General features: G+C 64.2%; 21 protein-coding genes and 1 pseudogene. 12 read left to right on the forward strand and 10 right to left on the reverse strand.

The window, feature by feature from the left end; all coding sequences use genetic code 11:
- A pseudogene (locus JQ631_RS32420) lies at positions 1-131 on the forward strand (GDP-L-fucose synthase); the annotation flags it as partial.
- An 18-nt stretch (positions 132-149) separates the two neighbouring features.
- On the opposite strand, the gene JQ631_RS30065 reads toward JQ631_RS32420, so the two are convergent.
- A complete protein-coding gene (locus JQ631_RS30065) occupies positions 150-1,373 on the reverse strand; it encodes a phenylacetate--CoA ligase family protein (protein WP_212333152.1) in 1,224 nt (407 codons plus the stop codon).
- Positions 1,374-1,487: 114 nt separating this feature from the next.
- Between JQ631_RS30065 and JQ631_RS30070 the strand changes: the two genes are divergently transcribed.
- Positions 1,488-2,642: an AGE family epimerase/isomerase gene (locus JQ631_RS30070; RefSeq protein ID WP_212333153.1), complete on the forward strand. Its 1,155-nt coding sequence runs from the start codon at positions 1,488-1,490 to the stop codon at positions 2,640-2,642.
- Here the strand turns inward: JQ631_RS30070 and JQ631_RS30075 are convergent.
- From JQ631_RS30075 to JQ631_RS30090, 4 genes are all read right to left on the reverse strand, one after another.
- The gene (locus tag JQ631_RS30075) at positions 2,639-3,478 is read right to left on the reverse strand and encodes an ABC transporter ATP-binding protein (protein WP_212333154.1); all 840 of its coding nucleotides are present in this window, start codon (positions 3,476-3,478) and stop codon (positions 2,639-2,641) included. The two genes, JQ631_RS30070 and JQ631_RS30075, sit on opposite strands and share 4 nt — an antisense overlap.
- Positions 3,479-3,641: 163 nt before the next feature.
- Positions 3,642-4,925, reverse strand: coding sequence for an ABC transporter substrate-binding protein (locus JQ631_RS30080; RefSeq protein WP_212333156.1), 1,284 nt, complete (start codon positions 4,923-4,925; stop codon positions 3,642-3,644).
- A gap of 43 nt (positions 4,926-4,968) precedes the next feature.
- On the reverse strand, positions 4,969-6,042 hold the full coding sequence (locus tag JQ631_RS30085; RefSeq protein WP_212333158.1) for a branched-chain amino acid ABC transporter permease: 1,074 nt from the start codon (positions 6,040-6,042) through the stop codon (positions 4,969-4,971).
- Positions 6,043-6,045: 3 nt separating this feature from the next.
- Positions 6,046-6,939: a branched-chain amino acid ABC transporter permease gene (locus JQ631_RS30090; RefSeq protein ID WP_212333160.1), complete on the reverse strand. Its 894-nt coding sequence runs from the start codon at positions 6,937-6,939 to the stop codon at positions 6,046-6,048.
- 86 nt (positions 6,940-7,025) lie between these two features.
- On the opposite strand from JQ631_RS30090, the gene JQ631_RS30095 reads away from it, so the two are divergent.
- On the forward strand, positions 7,026-7,391 hold the full coding sequence (locus JQ631_RS30095) for an endonuclease domain-containing protein (protein ID WP_212333162.1): 366 nt from the start codon (positions 7,026-7,028) through the stop codon (positions 7,389-7,391).
- Positions 7,392-7,459: 68 nt separating this feature from the next.
- On the opposite strand, the gene JQ631_RS30100 is transcribed toward JQ631_RS30095, so the two are convergent.
- Both JQ631_RS30100 and JQ631_RS30105 read right to left on the reverse strand, forming a co-directional pair.
- Positions 7,460-9,391, reverse strand: a complete 1,932-nt coding sequence (locus tag JQ631_RS30100) for a long-chain fatty acid--CoA ligase (RefSeq protein WP_212333164.1) — start codon at positions 9,389-9,391, stop codon at positions 7,460-7,462.
- Positions 9,388-10,209 carry an ABC transporter ATP-binding protein gene (locus tag JQ631_RS30105; protein ID WP_212333167.1) on the reverse strand — a complete coding sequence of 274 codons (822 nt, stop codon included), beginning with the start codon at positions 10,207-10,209 and terminating at the stop codon, positions 9,388-9,390. Before JQ631_RS30105 ends, JQ631_RS30100 begins: the two co-directional genes overlap by 4 nt.
- A gap of 338 nt (positions 10,210-10,547) precedes the next feature.
- Between JQ631_RS30105 and JQ631_RS30110 the strand changes: the two genes are divergently transcribed.
- Complete coding sequence (locus tag JQ631_RS30110) at positions 10,548-11,222, forward strand: Crp/Fnr family transcriptional regulator (RefSeq protein ID WP_212333169.1); 675 nt, start codon at positions 10,548-10,550, stop codon at positions 11,220-11,222.
- Between the two features lie 92 nt (positions 11,223-11,314).
- Here JQ631_RS30110 and JQ631_RS30115 read toward each other — a convergent pair whose 3' ends face one another.
- Positions 11,315-12,571: an MFS transporter gene (locus tag JQ631_RS30115; protein WP_212333171.1), complete on the reverse strand. Its 1,257-nt coding sequence runs from the start codon at positions 12,569-12,571 to the stop codon at positions 11,315-11,317.
- A 293-nt stretch (positions 12,572-12,864) separates the two neighbouring features.
- On the opposite strand from JQ631_RS30115, the gene JQ631_RS30120 reads away from it, so the two are divergent.
- Positions 12,865-16,182, forward strand: coding sequence for an adenylate/guanylate cyclase domain-containing protein (locus tag JQ631_RS30120; RefSeq protein WP_212333172.1), 3,318 nt, complete (start codon positions 12,865-12,867; stop codon positions 16,180-16,182).
- A 21-nt stretch (positions 16,183-16,203) separates the two neighbouring features.
- The gene (locus tag JQ631_RS30125; protein ID WP_212333173.1) at positions 16,204-16,884 is read left to right on the forward strand and encodes a redoxin domain-containing protein; all 681 of its coding nucleotides are present in this window, start codon (positions 16,204-16,206) and stop codon (positions 16,882-16,884) included.
- 15 nt (positions 16,885-16,899) lie between these two features.
- Here JQ631_RS30125 and JQ631_RS30130 read toward each other — a convergent pair whose 3' ends face one another.
- Positions 16,900-17,742, reverse strand: a complete 843-nt coding sequence (locus JQ631_RS30130) for a uroporphyrinogen-III synthase (RefSeq protein ID WP_212333174.1) — start codon at positions 17,740-17,742, stop codon at positions 16,900-16,902.
- Positions 17,743-17,897: 155 nt separating this feature from the next.
- Between JQ631_RS30130 and purU the strand changes: the two genes are divergently transcribed.
- Positions 17,898-18,761: a formyltetrahydrofolate deformylase gene (gene purU / locus JQ631_RS30135; RefSeq protein WP_212333175.1), complete on the forward strand. Its 864-nt coding sequence runs from the start codon at positions 17,898-17,900 to the stop codon at positions 18,759-18,761.
- Positions 18,762-18,791: 30 nt separating this feature from the next.
- Here the strand turns inward: purU and JQ631_RS30140 are convergent, their stop codons facing one another.
- Complete coding sequence (locus JQ631_RS30140; protein WP_212333176.1) at positions 18,792-19,076, reverse strand: hypothetical protein; 285 nt, start codon at positions 19,074-19,076, stop codon at positions 18,792-18,794.
- Positions 19,077-19,602: 526 nt separating this feature from the next.
- On the opposite strand from JQ631_RS30140, the gene JQ631_RS30145 reads away from it, so the two are divergent.
- The 5 genes from JQ631_RS30145 (at position 19,603) to JQ631_RS30165 (ending at position 24,343) form a co-directional block, all read left to right on the forward strand.
- Entirely contained in the window at positions 19,603-20,781 is a 1,179-nt protein-coding gene (locus tag JQ631_RS30145; RefSeq protein ID WP_212333177.1) for an ABC transporter substrate-binding protein, read from the forward strand.
- Positions 20,782-20,975: 194 nt separating this feature from the next.
- Positions 20,976-21,845, forward strand: a complete 870-nt coding sequence (locus JQ631_RS30150; RefSeq protein ID WP_212333179.1) for a branched-chain amino acid ABC transporter permease — start codon at positions 20,976-20,978, stop codon at positions 21,843-21,845.
- An 8-nt stretch (positions 21,846-21,853) separates the two neighbouring features.
- Positions 21,854-22,882, forward strand: coding sequence for a branched-chain amino acid ABC transporter permease (locus JQ631_RS30155; protein WP_212333181.1), 1,029 nt, complete (start codon positions 21,854-21,856; stop codon positions 22,880-22,882).
- Complete coding sequence (locus tag JQ631_RS30160; protein WP_212333183.1) at positions 22,879-23,634, forward strand: ABC transporter ATP-binding protein; 756 nt, start codon at positions 22,879-22,881, stop codon at positions 23,632-23,634. Before JQ631_RS30155 ends, JQ631_RS30160 begins: the two co-directional genes overlap by 4 nt.
- A complete protein-coding gene (locus tag JQ631_RS30165) occupies positions 23,627-24,343 on the forward strand; it encodes an ABC transporter ATP-binding protein (RefSeq protein WP_212333185.1) in 717 nt (238 codons plus the stop codon). Before JQ631_RS30160 ends, JQ631_RS30165 begins: the two co-directional genes overlap by 8 nt.
- Positions 24,344-24,362 lie beyond the last annotated feature (19 nt).

Raw genomic sequence — 24,362 nt, forward strand, 5'->3', positions numbered from 1 at the left:
CCGACGGTACGCCGCGCAAGCTGCTCGATGTCAGCAGGCTCGACAAGCTCGGCTGGCGCGCGACGACGTCGCTTCGGGACGGCCTGCAGCGCGCCTACGAGGCGTATCGCCGATCGGCCGAACAGTCCTGAGTCGGAATAGCGGGATGCTTATCGCTCGTCCGCAATCACCTTGCCGTCGTTCGGCAGCGCGCCCGGGCTGACCAGCTCGACCGCGCCGCCGAGTTTCGTCACGGCGCGCAGTGTGCTCGCGATCTCGTCACGCAGCGCATCGCTGGCGGCTGCTGCTTCCGCCTTCAGCGTCATCGCATCGGCCTCGCCCTGGCGGGTGACGACGAGCCGCAGTCGGCCGAGCGCGGGATGGCGCTTGCCGATCTCGGCGACCTGTTCGGGGCGGACGAACATGCCCTTGACCTTGGTGGTCTGGTCGGCACGGCCCATCCAGCCCTTGATGCGCATGTTGGTGCGGCCGCATTTGCTGGGGCCGGGCAGCGCTGCCGTGAGGTCGCCGAGCGCGAGCCGGATCCAGGGATGGTGCGGATCGAGCGAGGTCACCACGATCTCGCCGACGTCGCCCGGCACCACCGGGTCGCCGGTGCCAGGCTTGACGATCTCCATGATCAGATCCTCGGTCACGACCATGCCATCGCGCGCCTCGGTCTCGAACGCGATGAGGCCGAGATCGGCGGTGCCGAACGCCTGGTAGGCATCGATGCCGCGCGCCTTGATCTCGGCCTGGAGCGAGGGCGGGAACGCCGCGCCCGAAACCAGCGCGCGCTTGATCGAGGAGACGTCGCGGCCCGCTGTCGCGGCGGCATCGAGCAGGATCTTCAGGAAATCCGGTGTGCCGCTATAGCCGACCGGACGGTAGGCTTCGATCAGCTCGAACTGCTGTTCGGTATTGCCGGGGCCTGCCGGGATCACCGCGCAGCCCAGCGCGCGCGCCGAGGCATCGAAGATGAAGCCGCCGGGGGTGAGGTGGTAGCTGAAGGTATTGAGCACGATGTCGTCGGGACGGAACCCGGCCGCGAACAGGGCACGTGCGCCGCGCCAGGGATCGGCCTGGCGTCCCTCCGGCTCGAAGATCGGGCCCGGCGAGGTGAAGAGGCGAGCGAACGAACCGGGAGCAGCTGCCACGAAGCCGCCGAAGGGCGCCGAGGCTTTGTGCAGGGCCGGCAGTTCCGACTTGCGTAGCACCGGAAGGCCCGTCAGCGCCGTCCTGGACGTCATCGAGGCCGGATCGATCCCCTTCAGCCGCTCGGCATAGGCCGGCGCCCTCATCGCGCAGCGCAGCACGTCCGGCAGGCGGGCGAACAGGTCGGCCTCGCGCGCCGCTTGCTCGCGCGTCTCGAGGGCGTCGTAATGGGCGGTCATGGCAGTTCTTTCATGGCAGTTCTTTCATGACAGGTCTTTCCGGGTTGGCATCCGTTGCGCGCCGCCGCCTGCATGGGTATCAGACGGCCACTGGCGGACCGTGGAGAGGACGCAATGGCGGACGAGAACATCATTCAGGCGGACGAGACGACTGGCGTCGTCGCGCGCCTGAAGGCCCGCATGATCGAGGATGCGTTCCCGCTGTGGTCCAGCGTCGGCTGGGACAGCGCCTCGGGCGGCTTCATCGACCGGCTGCATCGTGACGGCACCGCCGATACGGCCGCGCCGCGGCGCGTGTTCGTGCAGGCGCGCCAGATCTGGTGCTACGCCAAGGCGGCGCAGATGGGCTGGTATCCGCAAGGGCGTGCCATCGCGTTGAAGGGGCTCGAGCATCTGCTCGCCAAAGCGAAGGCGCCCGACGGCAAGCCCGGCTATGTGCACCGGCTGACGCCTGACGGCGCCGCGCTGGATTCGCGGCGCGACGCCTACGACCACGCCTTCATCCTGTCCGCACTGGCGACGGTCTACGCGCTCGACCAGGACGCGCAGATCCGCGGCGAGATCGATGCGCTGCTCGCCTTCCTCGACGGTCATCTGCGTTCGCCGCACGGCGGCGTGCATGAAAGCCTGCCGGTGTCGCTGCCGCGCCGGCAGAATCCGCACATGCATCTGTTCGAGGCGATGATCGCCTGTTTCGACGCGACCCACGATTTGTCGTTCCAGAACCGCGCCGGGGAATTCTTTGCGCTGTTCCTCGCCAATCTCTACGACAAGCGGAAATGTGCCCTCGGCGAATATTTCGAGGAGGACTGGTCGAAGATCGAGCCGGTCAGCGTCGAGGCCGGTCACCAGGCGGAATGGGTCTGGCTGCTGAAAGGGTTCGAACGCATCACGGGCTGCCCGACCGGGACTCGGCGTGCCGAGCTGCTTGCGACCGCGCTGCGCCATCGCGACGCGGCCACCGGCTGTCTCGTCGACGAGGGCGACGATGCCGGCAACATCCGCCGCGCGACGCGCCGGCTGTGGCCGCAGACCGAGATCGCAAAAGCGTGGATTGCGCAGGCCGAATCCGGTGAGGCGGGCGCGGCGGAGGAGGCGCGGGCGGCGCTGGTGCGGCTCGAACGGCATTACCTCAGCCATCCCGTGCGGGGCGGCTGGTACGACCAGTTCGACAGCGACGGCAAATCGCTGATCGACACCATTCCTGCGTCGTCGTTCTATCATGTTCTCTGTGCGGTCACGGAAGCGGAGCAGGTTCTTGAAAATTAAAGCCACCGCTTGCGCCGCTTGAAGCTCTTGAGATTCTTGAAGCTCTTGCGCTGGTCGCCGGCGCCGCCGAGGTAGAATTCCTTGACGTCCTCGTTGTCGCGCAGTTCGTCCGCGGTGCCGTCGAGCACGACCTTGCCCTGCTCCATGATGTAGCCGTGGCTTGCCACCGACAGTGCGGCGCGCGCGTTCTGCTCGACCAGCAGGATGGTGACGCCGAGGTCTCGGTTGATCTTCTGGATGATCGAGAACACCTCCTTCACCAGCAGCGGCGACAGGCCCATCGACGGCTCGTCCATCAAGATCATCTTCGGACGCGCCATCAGCGCGCGGCCGATCGCGAGCATCTGCTGCTCGCCGCCGGAGAGATAGCCGGCGAGGCCCGTGCGCTCCTTCAGGCGCGGGAAATAGTTGAAGACCATGTCGAGATCGGCGTCGACCTCGCGGTCTTTGCGGGTGAAAGCACCGAGCCTGAGGTTTTCCAGCGACGTCATGTCGGCGACGATGCGGCGACCCTCCATTACCTGGAAGATGCCGCGGCGGACGATCTTGTCAGGATCGATACCGGCGATCGGCTCGCCCTCGAACAGGATCTCGCCACGCGTGACCTCGCCGTCCTCGGTCTTGAGCAGCCCCGAGATCGCCTTCAGCGTGGTCGACTTGCCGGCGCCGTTGGCCCCGAGCAGCGCCACGATCGCGCCCTTGGGCACGTCAAGGCTGAGGCCGCGCAGCACCAGGATGACGTCGTCATAGACGACCTCGATGTTGCGCACGGCGAGGAGGGGGGCGGGGGCCACGGCAGTGGGCTTGGCGCGGGATGCTTCGAGGGTGTCGGTCATGCTTGATCAATCTCCGCCGTCGTCGCCCGGCTCGACCGGGCGATCCAGTATTCCAGAGACGCCTGAGATTTACTGAGAAGCCGTGGCGTACTGGATCCCCCGCTCCAGTGCGCGCTGGGCACAAGGCGGGGGATGACAGTTGTGTGTGAGGAAACAATTAGGCTCACCAGCCCAGCAGTTCCGGCTTGCGCGGCAGCTCGACGGTCTTGACCTTCTCGAGCTTGATCGTGCCCTTGGCCATGAGATCGTTGAGATCGCCGTCGGTCGCGCCTGTGATCTTGGTACGATAGAGGTCGACCTTCAGCGTGCCGCGATGGTCCTTGTCGGTCCAGGTCGAGGGATTGCAGACGCCCTCCATGCCAGCCGGCACCCAGTCCTTCTTCTGGTAGAAGCCCTTCGCGACGTTGTCGCCGGTGGCGCCGCCGTTCTTGACGGCCCAGTCGAGCGCCTCCTTCATGTACAGTGCCGAGCAAACGGCGGCGATGTAGTGCACGGGGCGATAGACCTTGCCGGTGGGGTCGGACATCTTGGATATCTCCATCACCGTCTTCATGCCGGGTGCATCGCCGCCCCAGCTCACTGCGGTGCGCAGCGGGAAGATCACGCCGTTGGCGGCATCGCCGGCCGTCTTGGCGGCGTTCTCATCCATGCCCCAGACGTTGCCCATGAACTGGATCTCGACGCCTGCGGTCTTGCAGGCCTTCATCACCGAGATGTTGGAAGCCGCGGTGTTGCCGAGATAGGCGTAGTTGGCGCCCGACGATTTCAGGCTCAGGCACTGTGCGCTGTAGTCACCCGGTGCGAGCGCGAACACCAGCGGCGGCAGCACCTCGAAGCCGAGTTCCTGCGCCATGGCTTCGCCGGCGGCCTTCGGCGCGTTCGGATAGGGATGGTTGGCGCCCATGTGCACGAATTTCGGCTTGCCGGGCTTGCCCTTGGCCTTCCAGTCCTCGGCCGCCCAGATCAGCATCGCGCGCAGCGAGTCCGAATAGCTCGGACCGTAGAAGAAATTGTAGGGAGCGGGCTTCGCCTTTCCGCTGACGCCTTCGGGATCGGTGAGTGCGGCCGCGTAGGAGCCGGAGAGATCAGGGATCTTGTCCTGGGCGAGGAAGCCGGTCAGCGCCTCGGTATCCGCGGTGCCCCAGCCCATGATGGCCGCGACTTTGCTGTCGGGAGCGGACCACTTCTTGTAAAGCGCGATCGCCTTCGGCACCTGATAGCCGTAATCGTTGGTGTCGACGTTGAGCTGCTTGCCGCCGACGCCGCCGTTCTTGTTGACCCAGGCAAACGTGTCGGCGACCGCCTGGCCGTAGGGCGTGCCGACGTCGGAGGTGCCGCCGGAATAATCGGCGAGATGGCCGATCGCGATCTGCGCCTGCGCGCTGGCCGAGAATGTGGCGATCGCAATCGCGAGCGATGCGGTGCTCAAAAGGGCCTTCATCTTCATGGGTCGGTTCCTCCGGTTTATTGTTTAAGTGCAGTTGCCGCGCTCAGTGCGAGAACGGGTAGAGCTTCCAGTATGCCTTGATCTGTCGCCAGCGATGCGCAAGGCCATCAGGCTCGAACATCAGGAATGCGATGATGATCAGTCCGATGGTGATCTCTCGCAGGAAGGTGATGTTGTTGTTGAGTGCCAGCGCCTTGTCGATCGCGCCGCCCTTCAGGTACAGGCTGAGCAATTCGATCGATTCCGGCAGCAACACCACGAAGGCCGTGCCCATCAGCGTGCCCATGATCGAGCCGGTGCCGCCGATGATGATCATGGCGAGGAACAGGATCGAGCGCTCGATGCCGAAACCCTCCTGCGAGACCACGAGCTGGTAGTGCGCATAAAGCGCGCCGGCGATGCCGGCGAAGAAGGCGGCGAGCCCGAACGACAGCGTGCGGTATTTGGTCAGATTGATGCCCATGATCTCGGCGGAGAGATAATGGTCGCGGATCGCCACCAGCGCACGACCGTCGCGCGTGCGCATCAGATTGGTGACGAGGATGTAGCTCGCCAGCACATAGGCCAGCACGACATAGAAATACTGCCGGTCGCCGCGCAGCGTGTAGCCGAAGATCGAGAACGGATTTGCGCTGGCGGGCACCGATCCGCCGGAAAACCATTCGGCGCGCGAGAAGAAGTCGAGCAGGATATATTGCGCGGCGAGCGTGGCGATGACGAGGTAGAGACCCTTGAGCCGCGCCGCCGGGATGCCGAAGATCAACCCGACCAGCGCGGTGACGACACCCGCGAGCGGGATCGCGAAGAACACCGGGATCGGTGCGTTGTTGGAGATGTAGGCGGAGGAGAAGGCGCCGAGCAGGAAGAAGGCAGCGTGGCCGATCGAGATCTGGCCGGTGAAACCGACCAGGATGTTCAGCCCCAGCGCCGCGATCGAGAAAATGCCGATCTGGATCAAAATGCTGAGCCAGTATCCTCCGAGGACTTGCGGCACAAGGCAGAGCAGCAGCACGCCGGCAATTGCGAAGTTGCGGCTGGTCGTGGTCGGGAAGATCGTGGTGTCGGCCGCATAGGAGGTGCGGAAATCACCAGCAGGGATGAGGGCAGGGCCGGCCATGGGTCAGATCCGCTCGATGTCGTGGGTGCCGAACAGGCCGTAGGGCTTGATCATCAGCACGATGATGAGGACGTAGAACGGCGCGATCTCGTAGAGATTGCCCCAGTGCAGATACTCGCTGTCGACATATTGCGCGACGTTCTCGAGCAGGCCGATGATGATGCCGCCGAGCACGGCGCCGCCGACGGAATCGAGCCCGCCGAGGATCGCCGCCGGAAACACCTTGATGCCGTAGGCGGCGAGGCCCGAGGACACGCCGTTGACCACGGCGACCACCACGCCCGCGACTGCCGAGACAGTCGCCGAGATCGCCCACGCCATCGCAAAAACACTCTTCACGGAAATGCCGAGCGACTGCGCCACCTGCTGGTTGAATGCGGTGGCACGCATCGCGAGGCCGTATTTCGAGGCGCGAAAGAACCAGGCCATGCCGATCATCATCGCGACCGAAACCACGAGGCTCATGACATAGACGGTCTGGATCTGGAGCCCGAACAGTCCGACGGACTGGCTCTCGAACACGCGCGGGAACGGCTGCGGATTGACGCCGAACATCCATTTCAGCGTCGCCTGGAGCACGGTGGAGAGGCCGATCGTCACCATGATCACGGAAATGATGGGCTCACCGATCATCGGCCTGAGGATCAGGACCTGGATCGCGATGCCGAACACGAACATGAACACCAGCGTCATCGGCATGCCGATCCAGAACGGCACCTGGTACTTTGCGAGCAGCGCCCAGCACACCCAGGCGCCGACCAGCAGTAACTCGCCTTGCGCGAAATTGACGACCTGCGTCGCCTTGTAGATCAGCACAAACGACATCGCGACCACGCCGTAGAGCGTGCCGACCACGAGGCCGTTGACCAGAAGCTGGATGAGGAAAGCGGTGTTCATGCTGGTTCCGTGTTATCTTCGCCTCTCCCCGCTTGCGGGGAGAGGCCGACGCGCGGAACGCGCGGCGGGTGAGGGGGAGTCTCCGCATGCGAGGTGCTGATGAATCCAAGACCGAGCGCGCCAGACACTTGCGAACGGCGTTGACGGATGCGGAAGGAAAACTCTGGTATCGCTTGCGCGCCCGCAGGCTGGGCGGATACAAATTCGTTCGGCAGGAGCCGATCGGCCCATACACGGTCGACTTTATTTGCCGCGAGGCGCGGTTGATCGTCGAGGTCGATGGTGGCCAGCACGCCGACAGCCGGCGCGACGCCGTGCGCGACAAATGGCTGGCCGATCGAAACTATCGGATACTGCGGTTCTGGAACAACGATGTGTTGAGCAATCCGGTCGGCGTTCTCGAAATGATTGTCACCTCCCTTGCGGAGGCTCCCCCTCACCCGGATCGCTGACGCGCTCCGGCCTCTCCCCGCAAGCGGGGAGAGGCGAAGGGCAGCATCGTCCGCGACGAACACCTGTTTCACTCCGCAGCCTCCGCCATGGGGCCTTGTCCGCCGAGGTCCACCACGCGCAGCGTCGTGCGCACGCGCTGTGTGGTGCCGTCCTGGAAGCGGATCACGGTGTCGACGGGGATGTCGGCATCGCCGCGGTAGATGGCGTCGATGATTCCGGCGTATTTCTCGTTGATGACGCCGCGGCGCACCTTTCTCGTGCGGGTGAGCTCGCCGTCGTCGGCGTCGAGCTCCTTGTAGAGCAGCAGGAAGCGCGAGATGCGCTGTGCCGGCGGCAGCGTGGCGTTGACGGTCTCGACCTCCTTCTGCAGCAGCCTGTAGACCTCGGGCCGGGAGGCAAGGTCGCTGTAGGTCGTGAACGAGAGCCGGTTCTTCTCCGCCCATTTCGAGATGATGGAATAGCGGATGCAGATCATCGCCGCGAGCGCATCGCGGCCGGCGCCGAGCACCACGGCCTCCGCGATATAGGGCGAGAATTTCAGCTTGTTCTCGATGAATTGCGGCGAGAAGCGCTCGCCGCGCGAGGTCTCGGCGAGATCCTTGATCCGGTCGATGACGACGAGTTGCTTGTTGTCGTTGAAATAGCCGGCATCGCCCGACAGCATCCAGCCGTCCCTGATGTCGGCGATGCTTGCTTCCGGGTTCTTGTAATAGCCGAGGAACATGTTGGGATGCCGCACCACGATCTCGCCGACGCCGTGGACGTCGGCATTGTCGATGCGGATCTCGACGCTGTCGGCCATCGGCACGCCTGTCGTGTCAGGATCGACCTTCCCCTCGGGATGCAGCGTGTAGGCGCCAAGCAGTTCAGTCTGGCCGTAGAGCGTGCGCAGCGGCACGCCCATGGCCTGGAAGAACTTGAAGGTCTCGGGACCCAACGCCGCGCCACCGGTGGCGGCCGAGCGCAGGCGGGTGAAGCCGAGGCGGTCGCGCAGCGCGCGGAACAGGACCGCATCGGCAAAGCCGGAGCGCTTGCCTTCGGCGAGCGCGGCGAGGCCCGACTTCATCCCGATGTCGAAGAGGCGCTGCTTGAAGGGCGTCGCATCCATCACCTTGGCGCGGACGTCGGCGGCGATGGATTCCCAGACGCGCGGGGCGAAGAGCACGAAGGTCGGCGCGATTTCGCGCAGATCGTTCATCATCGTATCGGGCTCTTCGACGAAGTTGATCTTCATCCGGCACAGCAGGCCTTTGCCGAGCACGTAGACCTGCTCCATGATCCAGGGCAGCGGCAGCACTGAAACGTATTCGTCGTCCGGGCCTTTCGGATCGAAGGCGAGATAAGTGGCGCAATGGCCGAGCACGCGGCCGGCAGCGAGCATCGCGAGCTTCGGGTGCGAGGTGGTGCCCGACGTCGTGCAGAGGATAGCAACGTCCTCGCCCTTGGTGGCATCGACGAGCCGATCGTAGAGCTCTGGCTCGCGCGCTGCCCGGGCACGGCCGAGCTCGGCAAATTTTTCCGCCGACATCAGGCGCGGATCGTCATATTTCCGCATGCCGCGCGGATCGGAATAGATGATGTGCCTGAGATCAGGCACGCGCTCGGCCAGCGCCAGCAGCTTGTCGACCTGCTCCTCGTCCTCGGCGAACACGAGCTGCGCTTCGCCGTAATTGAGGAGATAGGAGGCCTCTTCATCCAGCACGTCGCGATAGAGCCCGAGGCTCATTCCGCCGATCGCGTGGGCGGCCACTTCCGCCGCAACCCAATCCGGCCGGTTATCGCCGATGATGCCGATGACGTCGCCGCGGCCGAGCCCGAGCTCGATCAGGCCGAGCGCGAAGTCGCGCACGCGGGTCTGGTAGTCGTTCCAGGTGAACGGACGCCAGAGGCCGAGATCCTTTTCGCGCAGCGCGATCTCGTTGCCATGCTCCTTCGCATTGAGCCGGAGCATCTTCGGATAGGTGTCGGCCTGGGCGACGCGCCCTGCGTAATCCATCATGCCGCGCTCTCCTGCGCCGGCGGAGCATCGTCAGGATCGACCAGCGCTTCGTCTTCTTCACCGAGATAGGCGCGCCGGACGTGGGGATCCGCGAGCACGGCGGCGGGGTCGCCCTCGGCGATCTTGCGGCCGAAATCCAGCACCATGACGCGGTGGGAAATGTCCATCACCACGCCCATGTCGTGCTCGATCATGACCACCGTCATGCCGAACTCCTCGTTGAGGTCGACGATGTAGCGGGCCATGTCTTCCTTCTCTTCGAAGTTCATGCCGGCCATCGGCTCGTCGAGGAGGATGAGGCGCGGCTCCAGCGCCATGGCGCGGGCGAGCTCGACGCGCTTGCGCAGGCCATAGGGGAGGGTGCCGGCGGTCGCCTTGCGCACCGATTGGAGATCGAGGAAGTCGATGATCTCTTCGACCTTGCGGCGGTGTTCGAGCTCTTCCTTGCGCGCGCCGGTGAGCCAGTACAGCGATCCCGTGAGGAAGTTGTTCGTCAGCAGGTGATGGCGCCCGACCATGATGTTGTCGAGCACGCTCATATGGTGGAACAGCGCGAGATTCTGGAAGGTACGGCCGATGCCGAGCTTGGGACGCGCATTCGGCGTCAGGCCGGTGATGTCGCGGCCCTGGTAGAACAGCTGGCCTTCGGTCGGCTTATAGCGGCCGGAAATGCAGTTCACGATCGAGGTCTTGCCGGCTCCGTTGGGACCGATGATCGAGAACAGCTCGCCCTCGTTGATGGCGAAGCTGACGTCCGTCAGCGCGCGAACGCCGCCGAATCGCAAGGACACGCCGCGCACTTCGAGACTGGTAGCCACCAAACAAATCCCTCCCGGTGATGGCGCGTTCAGCGGCGCTCTTCGTCGGTTCCTCCCGGGCGATCCTAGTACGGTCGTCCCGGTCAGGCCATGCAGCACATGGTCCCGGCGGGAGCCGCGCCGCTTTCCCTCCCGTTTGGGATCAAAAGCCGCATCGCCCGAGGTGGTCCTCAATAGGGGAAAGCGCTATTTTGAAATGTCTCCGGCCTGACAATTCTGCGACAAAGTTTTTGGGGCGGCTGCGGCCTCCATCTTTCGTCGGATGGTGGGCGGGAATGATTGTGTTGCGGTGCAACAGAAGGATGGAGTGACGAAACGGTGCGGCTGGCCTCTCGATCATGATTTCAGAGGATCAACTCAAGCGAGTCGCCGCCTGGTCGCGCGAGCTCACGCCAGCGGAGATCGAGGTCGCCCGCGCCGGGATCACGGAGCGGGCCTACGGCACCGGCGAGACCGTGTTCATGCGCGGTGACAAATTCGATTATTGGGCCGGCATGGTGAGCGGCTTGGCCCGCATGGGCGGCGTGTCACGCGACGGCAAGGAGACCAGCCTTGCCGGGCTCACGGCAGGCGCCTGGTTCGGCGAGGGCAGCGTGCTCAAGAACGAGCTGCGCCGCTACGATGTGGTCGCCCTGCGCGACAGCCGCGTCGCGTTGATGGAGCGCAGCGCCTTCATGTGGCTGTTCGAGAACAGCGTGGGCTTCAACCGCTTCCTGGTGCGCCAGCTCAACGAGCGGCTCGGCCAGTTCATCGGCATGCTCGAGGTCAACCGTACGCTGGATGCCACCGCCCGGCTGGCCCGGAGCATCGCCTCGCTGTTCAACCCGATCCTCTATCCGGAATCGACTGCACACCTGGAGATTACCCAGGAGGAGATCGGTGCGCTCTCCGGCATGTCGCGCCAGAATGCCAACCGCGCATTGAACCGGCTGGAGAAAGAGGGCCTGCTGCGGTTGGAATACGGCGGTGTCACGATCCTCAATGTCGAGCGGCTGCGCGGATACGGGGACTAGCGCGTTTTCGAGCGAAGTGGAGACCGGTTCGCGTTAAGAAAACGCGTCAAAACAAGAATCTAGAACCCGTTCCGATTCATCGGAGCGGGATTCTAGCGCGCGTTCGCGGGCGCGTGCACCGGCCAGAGGTCGGCGCGCCAGCGGATGGCGATGGCCAGCATCGCAACGAAGCCGGCAGCGGCGTAGAGCGACCCCGTCGCCGAATAGCCGATGAGGTCGATCAGGCTGCCGGCCGCGAGCAATCCGATCGGCAGGCCGTAGATCACCATCATCCGCACCCCCATCACGCGACCACGCAGATGTGCGCTGGCCGTCCGCATCAGGATCACCGCGGCCGAAATCATCGAGATGCTCTGCGCGATGCCGGCCAGCACGAGGCAGGCCATCGCGACCGGCATGGTCCTGATTTCGACGAACACCAGCAGCAGCGTGTACCATGCCAGCGTGGCGCCGATCAGGAGCCGGGCAATGCGCAGGCCGCCAACCAGGCTGAGCGTGACGGAGCCGATCAGCGAGCCCGAGGCGAAGCTCGCCGAGAGATAACCGAGGCCGGTCTGGTCGGTGTGAAAGATGTCGCGCGCGATGTAAGGCAGCAATCCATTCGTCAGCGGAAACGCGGTGAGATTGACGAGGAAGGCGACGCAAAGCGCTGCCAGCATTGCCGGCCCGTTCCAGGAATACACGATGCCTTCCTTGAGATCGCGCAGCAACCGCGAGCCGGAATGGGATTCCATCAAGCGATGCTCGGCGGACTTCGCCGGTCGGGTCAGGCACAGCATCAGACCAGCGGCCCCAAAATAAAGACATGCGATGACTGCATACACTTTGCCGATACCGAAAATCGCGAACAGTCCGGCTCCCGTCAGCGCCCCGGCGATGCGCGCGCTGTCCTGGGTCGTGCGTGACAGGCTGATCGCCCCCACCAGCAACTCGGTCGGCATGATGTCGGCGAGAAGCGCGCTGCGAAGGCCGAGATCCGAAGAGCGGATCAGGCCCATGATCGTCACGATGATCATCACCTTGAGCGGCGTCAGATGGCCGGTCAGCGCGAGAACCATGATGGTCGAAGCGAGGACCGTATAGGCGAGACGCAGCACGACAAGAAGATCGCGGTGACCCATGCGATCACCGACCATCCCGAGCACCGGAGCGATCAGGGTTCCGACATATTGCAGCGACGCGAGAATGGTAAGCAGCAGCACCGAGCCTGTCTCGACCAGGATGTACCAGCCGAGCACGAGAGTTTCGATCTCGAATGCCCAGGAGGTGAGAAGGTCGGACGGCCACTGGAAACGATAATTGCGGATGCGGAATGGCGCGAGCGCAGAAGGTCTTTTGGGGTTGCTCAAGATGCGTCGACGGGTTTCACGACGATTCCCGGCCCTTGGTTATTAGTTCTTCTGCTCGGCAAGGTAGCCCCGGGGATACGCCTGTCAATTGACGCTACCGCATGCCGCCATGTTTGGCGCACGACGTGCGGTGCATCAGCGCGCCCGCAGCATCGCTTCGCTATCCGGGCCAATACGGTGACCAGCCGGCGCTTGCTCTTCCGGCGTGCAAAGCCCATTCTGGTCTGTATCCTGGGGCCAATCGAGTAGGGCCAGCAGATCACACCATCGCGGCTTCCGCGAGGTCTTGAGCCATGAACTGCTCCGATTGCGGTTTCGAGGTTCAGAGCGGCTTTGCTTTCTGCCCGAAGTGCGGCACGAAGCAGCCGCAGGCGTGCCCAGGCTGCGGCTTTCCGTGCGCTCCGGATTTCGTCTATTGCCCAAAGTGCGGCGTCCTGGTCGGCGGGACCAGGAATGATCACGGGCAGGGATCGGCGCAGACGAGTCCGGCGCCTCTCCCAATCAGGTCGTCCTCACCATCATTTCCGCAGACGCCTCAACACGCGTTTCGACCGCAATCTGACAACGTCGACGGAGAAGCAAACCGCCGCACCATCACTGTGCTGTTTGCCGATCTCAGCGGCTTCACGGCGATGAGCGAGCGGCTCGACCCTGAGATCATGCAGACGCTTCAGAACCAATTGTTCGAGGAGTTGACGGCCGCGGTCCAGAGTTTTGGCGGCTTCGTGGACAAATTCATCGGCGATGCGCTGCTTGCGCTGTTCGGTGCGCCGGCGGCGCACGAGGACGATCCCGAGCGAGCCGTACGCGCTGCTCTCGACATGATCGGCCGGACGGCGCTTCTTAGCCAACGCACGGAGCCGTATGCCGGCTCACCGCTGCTGCTCCATGTGGGCATCAATACCGGGCATGTCGTTGCGGGTGGGCTTGGCGTGGGCGTTGCCAAATCCTATTCGGTGACCGGCGACACGGTGAATACAGCCCAGCGATTGCAGTCGATGGCGGCTCCGGGCGAGGTGCTGGTTGGGTCCTTGACTCATCGTCTGACGCGACATGCGTTCTCCTATGACTCGCTTGGCGAGGTCTCGCTCAAGGGCAAGATGGGAAGCGTATTGGTCCATCGCCTAAGAGAGCCGCTCGACACACCCCGTGCGGCGCGAGGTCTCGACACGCTGGGCCTCGACGCGCCGCTGATTGGACGTGACGCCGAACTTGCACGCATGGTCGGCAGCCTTGATCTTGCCTGTAACGGTGCCGCCCAACTGGTAAGGCTGGTCGGTGAAGCTGGCATCGGGAAAACGCGCCTGGTCAGCGAATTCGCCACCCGAATCCGCGACGAGGATCGCTTCGCAGGGGTGGCGATCAGACAAGCGGCCTGCTCGCCGCTCGGCGAACAATCCTACGGCACACTCGCTGCCGTGCTGCGCAGTGCCTACGGCATCGCGCAGAAGGCTGGCGGCAGGGAGGCAGAGGCGAAAGTCGCGGAAGCACTGTCGGAGCTTGGCCTCGCGAGTGACGAAGTCAATCGCCTGATGCCGCTCTACCTGCACGTCCTCGGGCTCGGTGATCCCGAAGGCGTGCTCAAGCATGTCGAGCCCGAGCAACTCCGCCGGCAGATATTCTTCGCGATCCGTACTGTCTTCGAACGCCGCCTGGCGTTGTCGCCGCTTCTGATCATCGTCGAGGACCTGCATTGGGCCGACGCGGTGTCGCTCGAAGCCTTGCGGTTCCTGATGGACCGGTTGGAGCGGACGCGGCTGATGCTGCTGTTTACGCATCGACCAGCACTGGACCTGGACCTGTTCGGTTCGAGCAGGATCAGTCACACGACCATTCGGCTGCCCCCGCTTGATGATGCGCACGGACAAAGGCTGCTTGCTGCGTATTTCAGCCGGGGGTGGCGTGAACCGCCGGGACGCCTGTTCGGTCGAATCCTCGATCGCGCCGGCGGCAATCCGCTTTTCCTCGAAGAGATCATCCGCGGTCTCATCGAGGCCGGCGCCCTGGAACGCGACGGTACGCAATGGCGGATGAAATCGGATGAAGCCACGGCGGATATTCCGGCGAACATTCAGGCGTTGCTGCTGGCGCGCCTCGACCGGTTGCCGCATCAGGCGCGCCACCTGGCGCAGGAGGCTGCGGTAATCGGTCCACGTTTCGATGCGGCTACTCTCGGGGTGGCTGCAACTGAGCCGGCGAGGGTCGAAGCAGGGCTCGAACTTCTGTGCGACGCGGAGATCATCGAGGAGATCGCCGGCTCGAACTCGATTTCGCTGCGGACTTACCGCTTCACGCAAACGATGCTTCAGGATGTGATCTACCAAAACCTGCTTCTGCAGCGACGGGTCGAGCTTCATGGACGGATTGGTGCTGGGCTGGAGAGGCTCTATGGCAATGAGCCCGAGCGTCTTGAAGATCTCATACTGCTCGGACATCACTTCAGTCTGAGCGCGAGCAAGCCGAAGGGGGCGCGTCATCTGCGCGCGGCCGGCGATCGCGCACGCGCCAGCTATGCCAACGATGACGCCCTCCGCTTCTACCAGCAGTCCCTCGCCGTGCTGTCGACTGGCGACGGAGGGCAGCCGGAACGCCTCATCCTGTACGAGTGCATTGCAGATCTTTGTCGCGTGGCTGGCCGCCGGAGCACAGCCGAGGAGCACTATCGGTGTGCGCTGGAGGGCCACCGCGCGGCCGGAGACCGCGTCGGTGAGGCGCGAATTGCTCGCAAGCTCGGCCGATTGTGCTGGGACGCCGGCAAACGCATCAGCGCAGAGGCGCACTATGCCGACGCGGCTGGACGGCTTGGCGGGATCAGCGCGCCGATCGAATGGGCGCACCTCCTGCAGGAGCGGGGCCGTCTGGCCTTTCGCGTAGGCGATCACGGAGCCGCAGCAAGATGGGCGGATGAGGCACTCAGCCATGCGCGATCCGTACCGGGAGACACAGACGAGCAGGCCGGGCTCGAAGCGGCGCGTGCGATTGCGGAGGCCCTCAATACCAAGGCGGTTGCGCTGGCGCGGCTCGGGCGACATCACGAGGCGATAGGCGAGGTGGAGCAAAGTGTCGCGGCAGCCGATGCGGCTGGTCTGCTCAACGTCGCGTGTCGCGGCTACACCAACCTCGGCGTGCTCTACACGATTGTCGATCCGGCGAAAGCCGTCGAAGTCTGCCGGCGTGGACTCGACGTCGCGCGTCGAACCGGGGATCTCGGCTTCCAGGCGCGCCTTCTTGCGAACCTTGCCGTCGCCTGCTGTACGTTCACGGACAGATGTACCGAGGAAGGCGTGCCGGCCGCCGAAAAAGCGATCGAGATCGATCGCGCGCTCGATCAGCGCGAGCATCTCCCGGTACCCTTGATCGTGCTCGGACAAATCCATCAATGTCACTTCCGCCCCGATCTGGCCGCGCGCTGCTACAACGAGGCCATCGAGGTCGCGAGCGAGACCGGTGAGCCGCAACAGCTATTTCCGTGCTATGATGGCCTCGCGACGTTGAGCCTTGATCGAGGCGACATGCCCGAGGCCGAGCGGTATTTCGCGCTGGCCCATGATGTCTGCGCCCGGCACGGGCTCGATCCTGCCGGGCTGATCGTACTGCCGTTTCTCGACTAGCCAATTCGAGGGAGTTCAACCATGTCAGACCGTCAAGTCGATGTGCCGCTTCAACCGGGCGATCTTGCACCGAACATCGTCCTGGATGCCATTACGCGCGAAGGCAAGATCGCGCTCGAGGATTATCGCGGACATAGCCCGATATTGGTCGGCCTGTATCGTGGTCTGCACTGCCCGTTCTGCCGCCGCCACATCGCGGCGCAGGCGCAGCTTGACGGTGCGCTGCGCGGGAAGGGCATCGAGAGCCTGACGATCGTCAATACGCCGATCGACCGGGCACGGCTCTATTTCCGCTATCATCCACTGCCCAATCTGCTCGCGGCCTCTGACCCCGATCGGGTCTCGCACCGCGCATTTGGCCTGCCCACTCTCGAGTTCACGCAAGACGAGACCGAGTGGCCGCGCAAGGTCGGCATGGATGTGGTGATGAGTATGCAGGTGGAGATTCCCGGAGAATTATCGGGGCCCATGAATCGTTTGGCGGCTTCCGAGCAGCTCAACAGCAAGGACGGCTACGAGATGACGGAAGCCGATCAGCGCATGGCGGCGGCTGGCTCGGGCCAACTGTTCGGCCAGTTCCTTCTCGATCGGGAGGGGATCGTACGCTGGACCTTCACCGAGGTTCCAGACGGGGGTCGGCGCATGTTCGGCGCGCCGAGCCCGCAGGAGTTGATGTCGGCCGCTTCACAGGTGACGGGCTAGGTATCGCCTGCCCGGCTATCCGCCCGCAGCCTTCGGTCGTTTCCCGGCGAGCGCCGCAGCCATCGCCGAGATCAGCGGACGCATGAAATAGGCATCATCCGGGGGCGAGATGTCGATACGCAAACCATGCGCGGCGAGTTCGGCCGAGACTGATGGTCCGACCGAGGCGATCAGAGTCCGCTCGAATCCCGCGCGCAGCTTCGCCTCGCTGCCATGCGCTCGGGCCGCCTCGATCAGCCGGCGGACCTGCCCGAGATTGGTCAGCGCGACGGAATCGATTCGTCCCTCTGCCATGTCGTCGATGGCAGCGACGATGTTGGCATCCGCTGCCTTGGAGTCATAGGCATAGGGCAGCACGGTATCGACCTCTGCACCTTGCGCGGCCAACGCGCCGGTCAGTGCGCTGTGGTCCTTGTCCGGATAAAGCTGGAGGCCGAGGCGATGCCCCTTCAAATCGAGCTTGCCCAGCATCTCGATCACGCCATCAGTGGTCGGCTTCTCCGTGGTCTGTTGCGCCTCGAGCGAGAGTTCGCGCAGCGCCTTGCCGGGCTTCGGGCCGCGGGTGAATTTTCGCGATCTGGCCAGCGCTGCGACCAGAGCCTGGTCGAGCCCGCGTGCGCGCGCGAGCTTCATGATCCGCCGCAGGCCTTCGCCGGTCATCAGCACGAGGTCGTCGAACGGCTTGTCTATGGCGCGGCGGATCCAGGCTTCGACCGGAGCGGGGTCCGGCGCATCCACGATGGTGAACATCGGGCATTGCACGACCTCGGCGCCTTGCTCGACCAGGAGCTTCGAGAACTGCGCCTCCTCGCGGGCCTCCAGGATCAGGATGCGGGTGCCGTTCAAGCGGTCGGCCATGGCGTACTCCCAGTCAAAATCGCAATCGTCCATTCATCCTGACTCCGTCGTCGGGATTGGCGCAAGGGTCGCCTCGGTGCTAGAGCAGGGCGCAAATCGCGGGTCGTTTCGCGGGCCTGCCCAAACCTTCATCGAGAGCCATTTCTTCAACAGCCATGCCCGATCATCAATACGTTCTGACCCTGTCCTGTCCGGATCGTCCCGGCATCGTCTCCGCAGTGTCCACCTTCCTGGCGAACTCCGGACAGAACATTCTCGACGCCCAGCAGTTCGACGATGTCGAGACCAGGAAGTTCTTCATGCGCGTGGTGTTCACCGCGGCCGATCTTGCCGTGGAACTGGCGGCGCTCCAGACCGGCTTTGCCGCGATCGCCGAGCGCTTCGGCATGGCGTGGCAGATGCGCGACCGCGCCGCGCATCGCAAGGTGATGCTGCTGGTGTCGAAGTCCGACCATTGCCTGGTCGACATCCTCTATCGCTGGCGCACCGGCGAATTGCCGATGACCCTGGCCGCGATCGTCTCCAACCATCCGCGCGAGGTCTATGCCGGGCTCGATTTCGGCGGCATCCCGTTCCACTATCTGCCTGTCACGAAGGAAACGAAGAGCGAGCAGGAGGCGCAGATCCTCGATCTCGTGGCCAACACCGGCACCGATCTCGTGGTGCTCGCCCGCTACATGCAGATCCTCTCGGACAACCTCTCGGCCAGCCTGTCCGGCCGCTGCATCAACATCCACCACTCGTTCCTGCCGGGCTTCAAGGGCGCGAAGCCCTATCACCAGGCCCATGAGCGCGGCGTGAAGCTGATCGGCGCCACCGCCCATTACGTCACGCGCGATCTCGACGAAGGTCCGATCATCGATCAGGACGTCGAGCGCATCAGCCATCGCGACACGCCCGAAGATCTCGTCCGCAAGGGCCGCGACATCGAGCGGCGCGTGCTGGCGCGCGCGATCCGTTATCACCTCGACGACCGCGTGATCCTCAACGGCCGCAAGACCGTGGTGTTCGTGGACTGAGTTGAAGCGGGGGCGAGGGAACGCGTGGTCCTACCGCACCGCGTCGCTCGAAGTCGACCCGGTCACGCCCTTCTGCGCCTGCTCTTCCTTCTCGCGATCCGCCGCGGGCATCAGCCGCTTGCGCTCGCGCTCCTTCATATAGGCATCGTATTGCGGCGTACCCGGCCGCGGCGGCGCGTCCGCCGGCAGTCCGCCGGCCCATTGCGGGACATAGTCGCCCATGCCCGCCGAAAGCTTCTCATTGACAGTGCCGCATCCAGCCAGCCCCGCGGCGAGCGCGAGCAGGGACACGATGGAGCGGAAACGTCTGGGCATCTTCGGATGTACTGCAATCGGGACGAGGGGGCCGAACGCCGGTCGACCGGCGCTGCGGAACGGTAGCCTTCAACAAGGTAAAATTGGCTTATTCGAGGTAGGTACAAAAATACCTAATATCAGGGATTTGCCTCGTCGTTGATCTCTGAATTCTGCAGATGAATGACGAAATCTCCGTCCCTGCGTGCGGGCGCATTCCTGGACTGTCGTGATCGCGCGACAATCTGGCTTCCACCGCAGCTGGGCTTTTTCGTTGACAGGTCCATTTTATTTGTACAATCGTACAAATGGACGTGGCCAGGATCGAGGTGCTCGGGTTACCCCCGCGTAACCACGATGTCGCTTCCCGCCGTCGACAATCGGAACGTGCGGCTTGCGCCGAATGGTCGCCAAACGTCCGATTGACAATGAGGGCGCGAAAGACGCCATGTGACGCGCGACTTCGCTCGCGTAGATTAAGGTGAAGCAAGGACCGGGCACTCGGTCCGGCGCACGAGAATTAAGGAATGAAGGGGAGGGACACCTGATGTTCGAACGCAAACAGATTTCTCGGACGGCCGTTCTTGCCGCCATCGCGGGCCTTGCCGGCCTCGCACCGGCCAAGGCGGAAGACACCGTCAAGATCGGCATGATCCTGCCGATGACCGGCGGCCAGGCCTCGACCGGCAAGCAGATCGAGAACGCGATCAAGCTCTACATGCAGCAGAAGGGCGACACCGTCGCCGGCAAGAAGATCGAGATCATCGTCAAGGACGATGCTGCGATCCCGGACAAGACCAAGACCGCCGCGCAGGAGCTGATCGTCAACGACAAGGTCAGTTTCATCGGCGGCTTCGGCGTGACGCCGGCCGCGCTCGCCGCTGCCCCGCTCGCGACCCAGGCCAAGATCCCGGAAGTCGTGATGGCGGCCGGCACCTCGATCATCACCGAGCGCTCGCCCTATATCGTGCGCACCAGCTTCACGCTCGCGCAGTCCTCGACCATCATTGGCGACTGGGCGGCGAAGAACGGCATCAAGAAGGTGGCAACGCTGACCTCGGACTACGCGCCGGGCAATGATGCGCTCAACTTCTTCAAGGAGCATTTCACCGCCGGCGGCGGCCAGGTGGTCGAAGAGGTCAAGACGCCGCTCGCCAACCCCGACTTCGCGCCGTTCCTTCAGCGCATGAAGGATGCCAAGCCCGACGCGATCTTCGTGTTCGTGCCGGCGGGCCAGGGCGGCAACTTCATGAAGCAATATGCCGAGCGCGGCCTCGACAAGGCCGGCATCAAGGTGATCGGACCGGGCGACGTCACCGACGACGACCTGCTCAACAATATGGGCGACGCCGTGCTCGGGACCGTGACCGCGCACATCTATTCGGCGGCGCATCCCTCGCAGATGAACAAGGACTTCGTCGCCGCCTACAAAAAGGCGTTCGGCACGCGTCCCGGCTTCATGGCGGTGAGCGGCTATGACGGCATCCACCTGATCTACGAGGCGCTGAAGAAGACCAACGGTGACACCGACGGCACCAAGCTGGTCGAAGCCATGAAGGGTCAGAAGTGGGAGAGTCCGCGCGGCCCGATCTCGATCGATCCGGAAACGCGCGACATCATCCAGAACGTCTACATCCGCAAGGTCGAGAAGGTCGACGGCGAACTGTACAATGTCGAATTCCAGACTTTCGAAGGCGTCAAGGATCTCGGCAAGACCAAGAAGTGACGCGCGAAAGCGCGTCATCCCGGGGCGCGCATTGGCGCGAACCCGGGATCTCGCCAACCGCTCCAACGTCATGCCCGGGCTTGACCCGGGCATCCACGTGAGAGCCCAGACAAGAACGTGGATGGCCGGGATGTATGTTCGAAGACGCACTTCGTGCTTGCGCCCGGCCATGACACCCAACCCAAGCTGAGACGATGACCTCAATCCTCACCAATCTGTTCGATGGCGTTGCCTACGGCATGTTGCTGTTCGTGCTCGCCTGCGGGCTCGCGGTCACGCTTGGCCTGATGAACTTCGTCAACCTCGCCCACGGCGCTTTCGCCATGGCAGGCGGCTATGTCTGCATGCTGCTGGTGAACCAGCACGGCTGGCCGTTCTTCGCTGCGCTGCCGCTCGCCTTCGTCTCGGCGGCCGCGATCGGCATTGTGCTCGAGCGCACGCTCTATCGTCATCTCTATGCGCGCAGCCATCTCGATCAGGTGCTGTTCACCATCGGCCTGACCTTCATGTCGGTCGCGGCCGTCGATTACGTCCAGGGCTCCTCGCGCGTCTTCATCAACCTGCCGGCCGCGCTCGAGGGCCAGTTCGACGTGTTCGGCGTCGGCATCGGCCGTTACCGGCTGATGATCATCGTGATCTGCGGCCTGCTCACCATCGGTCTCCAGATGGTGCTGGCCAAGACCCGTTTCGGCAGCCGCCTGCGCGCCGCGGTCGACGACCCGCGTGCCGCCAGCGGCCTCGGCATCAACGTGCCGCAGGTGTTCGCCTTCACCTTTGCTTTTGGATGCGGGCTCGCCGGTCTCGGCGGCGCGCTGAGCGCCGAGATCCTCGGTCTTGATCCCTATTTCCCGCTGAAGTTCATGATCTACTTCCTGATCGTGGTGACGGTCGGCGGCTCGTCCTCGATCACCGGACCATTCCTGGCCTCGCTTCTGCTCGGCATCGGCGACGTCGCCGGCAAATATTACGTGCCGAAGATGGGACCCTTCGTGATCTATACCATGATGATCGTGATCCTGATCTGGCGCCCGAACGGCCTGTTCGGCCGCACGGCCGCGCGTTGAGCTTGTCGATGAGCGCTTCTTCCGACGTCGGTTATCACGCCCAGCGGCAGGCGCGCTGGCACTATGGCGAGGCCGCCTTCTGGCTCGTCGTGCTCGCCTGCGGCTTTCTGTTTCCCACGCGTTATCTGATCATGACCGACATCCTGCGGCTGGCGCTGTTTGCGATGTCGCTCGATCTCATCCTCGGCTATGCCGGCATCGTCTCGCTCGGTCACGCTGCCTTCTTCGGCGTCGGCGCCTATGCCGCGGGATTGCTGGCGCTGCATGGCATCGTCAACGAGCCGGTGCTGGCGTTGATCGCGGCGGGCCTCGCAGCGATGGTGCTGGGCTTTGCCACCAGCTTCCTGGTGATCCGCGGCGTCGACCTGACCCGGCTGATGGTGACGCTCGGCATCGCGCTGCTGCTGGAGGCGCTCGCCGAACGGTTTTCCAACATCACCGGCGGCACCGACGGCCTGCAGGGCATCGAGATGCAGCCGATTCTCGGCCAAGTCCCGTTCGACATGTTCGGCAAGGCCGGCTTCTTCTATTCGCTGGTCGTGCTGTTCGTGCTGTTCCTGCTCGCCCGCCGCATCGTGCATTCGCCGTTCGGCCTGTCGCTGCGCGCGATCAGGAACAATCCGCTGCGTGCGGCCGCCATCGGCATTCCCGTCAACCGCCGCCTGATCGCGATCTACTCGCTCGCGGCGTTCTATGCCGGCATCGCGGGCGCGCTGTTTACCCAGACCACTGCGATTGCCTCGCTCGACGTGTTCGCCTTCGACCGCTCCGCCGATTTGATGCTGGTGCTCGTCATCGGCGGCACCGGTTATCTCTATGGCGGCCTGATCGGTGCCGTGATCTTCCGCATGCTCCAGGAAGTGTTTTCCACCATCACCCCGCAATACTGGCAGTTCTGGATCGGCCTCGTGCTGGTCGTGATCGTGCTGGTCGGTCGCCAGCGCCTGCACTACGGCGTGCTGTTCCTGCCCAACCTCGTGATCAGGCGGATCGCCGGACGCAAGGCCGTCGTCGCCGTGCCGGAGAGCGAGGCATGACCATCGCGCTCGAAACCCAGAGCCTCGAAAAGACTTTTGGCGGCCTGCGTGTCACCCGCGATTTGTCGCTCAAGATCGAGCAGGGCGCCCGCCATGCGCTGATCGGTCCGAACGGCGCCGGCAAGACCACGGTGATCAACCAGCTCACCGGCGTGCTCAAGCCGAACTCCGGCCGCATCCTGCTCGAAGGCCAGGACATCACCGATCTGCCCGTGCACAAGCGCGTGCTGCGCGGTCTCTCCCGCACGTTCCAGATCAACCAGCTTTATCCCGAGCTGACCCCGCTGGAGACCATCGGCCTCGCCGTCTCCGAACGCCTCGGCCATGGCGGCGACTGGTGGCGGCGGATGGGCACGCGCAGCGATGTCAATGACGAGATCGCCGATCTCCTGACGCGCTTCCACCTGCTCGACGTCATGAACGAACAGACCGTGACGCTGCCCTACGGCAAGCAACGGCTGCTCGAGATCGCGGTCGCCATTGCCGGCAAACCGCGCGTGCTGCTGCTCGACGAGCCGGCCGCGGGCGTCCCCGAGAGCGAACGCCACGATATTCTGGCGGTGGTCGGCGCGCTGCCGCGCGACGTCACCGTGCTCCTGATTGAGCACGACATGGATCTGGTCTTCTCCTTTGCCGATCGCATCTCGGTGCTAGTCTCGGGCGCACTGCTGACCGAAGGTCCGCCCGATCAGGTTGCGCGCGATCCGCAGGTGAAGGCCGTCTATCTGGGCGAGGAGGCGGTCAATGTCTGACCTGCTCGCTATCGAGTCCCTGCGCGCCGGCTATGGCGAGGCGGTGGTGCTGCCCAACATGTCGCTGCGCCTTGCCGAGGGGCAGGTGCTGGCATTGCTCGGGCGCAACGGCACCGGCAAGACCACGCTGATCAACTCCATCGTCGGCGTCACCCGTCGCTTCTCAGGCACGGTCGGGCTTGCCGGCACCGACGTCACGACCCTGCGGCCGGACCAGCGGGCACGCGCCGGCATCGGCTGGGTCCCGCAGGAGCGCAACATCTTTCGTTCGCTCACGGTGGAAGAGAACATGACGGCGGTGGCGCAGCCCGGCCCCTGGACCGTCGAGAAGGTCTACGAGATGTTCCCGCGGCTGAAGGAACGCCGCAGCAATTTCGGCAACCAACTCTCCGGCGGCGAGCAGCAGATGCTGGCGATCGGCCGCGCGCTGACCCTCAACCCAAAGGTCCTGCTGCTGGACGAGCCGACCGAAGGCCTGGCCCCGATCATCGTCGAGGAGCTGCTCAAGGCGATCGGGGCCATTACCCGGGCCGGCGGCATCTGCTCGATCATCGTCGAGCAGAATGCCCAAAAGATTCTGGGGCTTGCCGACCGCGTTGTGATATTGGAGCGCGGAACGATCGTCCACGACGCGCCGAGCGCCGCGCTGAAGGCCGACCCGTCGGTCCTGGAGCGCCACCTTGGTGTTGCAGGGGCGGCGGCCCACTAGGAAATATCTCGGGAGTTTA

Source organism: Bradyrhizobium manausense, from assembly GCF_018131105.1.
GTDB lineage: Bacteria > Pseudomonadota > Alphaproteobacteria > Rhizobiales > Xanthobacteraceae > Bradyrhizobium > Bradyrhizobium manausense_B.

What these genes read in the sequence shown, in the direction of transcription:
- JQ631_RS30165 (WP_212333185.1), top strand. Translation starts at nt 23,627, where the DNA reads ATGTCTGACCTGCTCGCTATCGAGTCCCTGCGCGCCGGCTATGGCGAG.
- JQ631_RS30075 (WP_212333154.1), bottom strand. Translation starts at nt 3,478, where the DNA reads ATGACCGACACCCTCGAAGCATCCCGCGCCAAGCCCACTGCCGTGGCC.
- JQ631_RS30090 (WP_212333160.1), bottom strand. Translation starts at nt 6,939, where the DNA reads ATGAACACCGCTTTCCTCATCCAGCTTCTGGTCAACGGCCTCGTGGTC.
- JQ631_RS30130 (WP_212333174.1), bottom strand. Translation starts at nt 17,742, where the DNA reads ATGGCCGACCGCTTGAACGGCACCCGCATCCTGATCCTGGAGGCCCGC.
- JQ631_RS30085 (WP_212333158.1), bottom strand. Translation starts at nt 6,042, where the DNA reads ATGGCCGGCCCTGCCCTCATCCCTGCTGGTGATTTCCGCACCTCCTAT.
- JQ631_RS30100 (WP_212333164.1), bottom strand. Translation starts at nt 9,391, where the DNA reads ATGATGGATTACGCAGGGCGCGTCGCCCAGGCCGACACCTATCCGAAG.
- JQ631_RS30070 (WP_212333153.1), top strand. Translation starts at nt 1,488, where the DNA reads ATGGCGGACGAGAACATCATTCAGGCGGACGAGACGACTGGCGTCGTC.
- JQ631_RS30065 (WP_212333152.1), bottom strand. Translation starts at nt 1,373, where the DNA reads ATGACCGCCCATTACGACGCCCTCGAGACGCGCGAGCAAGCGGCGCGC.
- JQ631_RS30155 (WP_212333181.1), top strand. Translation starts at nt 21,854, where the DNA reads ATGAGCGCTTCTTCCGACGTCGGTTATCACGCCCAGCGGCAGGCGCGC.
- JQ631_RS30150 (WP_212333179.1), top strand. Translation starts at nt 20,976, where the DNA reads ATGACCTCAATCCTCACCAATCTGTTCGATGGCGTTGCCTACGGCATG.
- purU (WP_212333175.1), top strand. Translation starts at nt 17,898, where the DNA reads ATGCCCGATCATCAATACGTTCTGACCCTGTCCTGTCCGGATCGTCCC.
- JQ631_RS30145 (WP_212333177.1), top strand. Translation starts at nt 19,603, where the DNA reads ATGTTCGAACGCAAACAGATTTCTCGGACGGCCGTTCTTGCCGCCATC.
- JQ631_RS30140 (WP_212333176.1), bottom strand. Translation starts at nt 19,076, where the DNA reads ATGCCCAGACGTTTCCGCTCCATCGTGTCCCTGCTCGCGCTCGCCGCG.
- JQ631_RS30095 (WP_212333162.1), top strand. Translation starts at nt 7,026, where the DNA reads ATGCGAGGTGCTGATGAATCCAAGACCGAGCGCGCCAGACACTTGCGA.
- JQ631_RS30160 (WP_212333183.1), top strand. Translation starts at nt 22,879, where the DNA reads ATGACCATCGCGCTCGAAACCCAGAGCCTCGAAAAGACTTTTGGCGGC.
- JQ631_RS30125 (WP_212333173.1), top strand. Translation starts at nt 16,204, where the DNA reads ATGTCAGACCGTCAAGTCGATGTGCCGCTTCAACCGGGCGATCTTGCA.
- JQ631_RS30110 (WP_212333169.1), top strand. Translation starts at nt 10,548, where the DNA reads ATGATTTCAGAGGATCAACTCAAGCGAGTCGCCGCCTGGTCGCGCGAG.
- JQ631_RS30080 (WP_212333156.1), bottom strand. Translation starts at nt 4,925, where the DNA reads ATGAAGATGAAGGCCCTTTTGAGCACCGCATCGCTCGCGATTGCGATC.
- JQ631_RS30120 (WP_212333172.1), top strand. Translation starts at nt 12,865, where the DNA reads ATGAACTGCTCCGATTGCGGTTTCGAGGTTCAGAGCGGCTTTGCTTTC.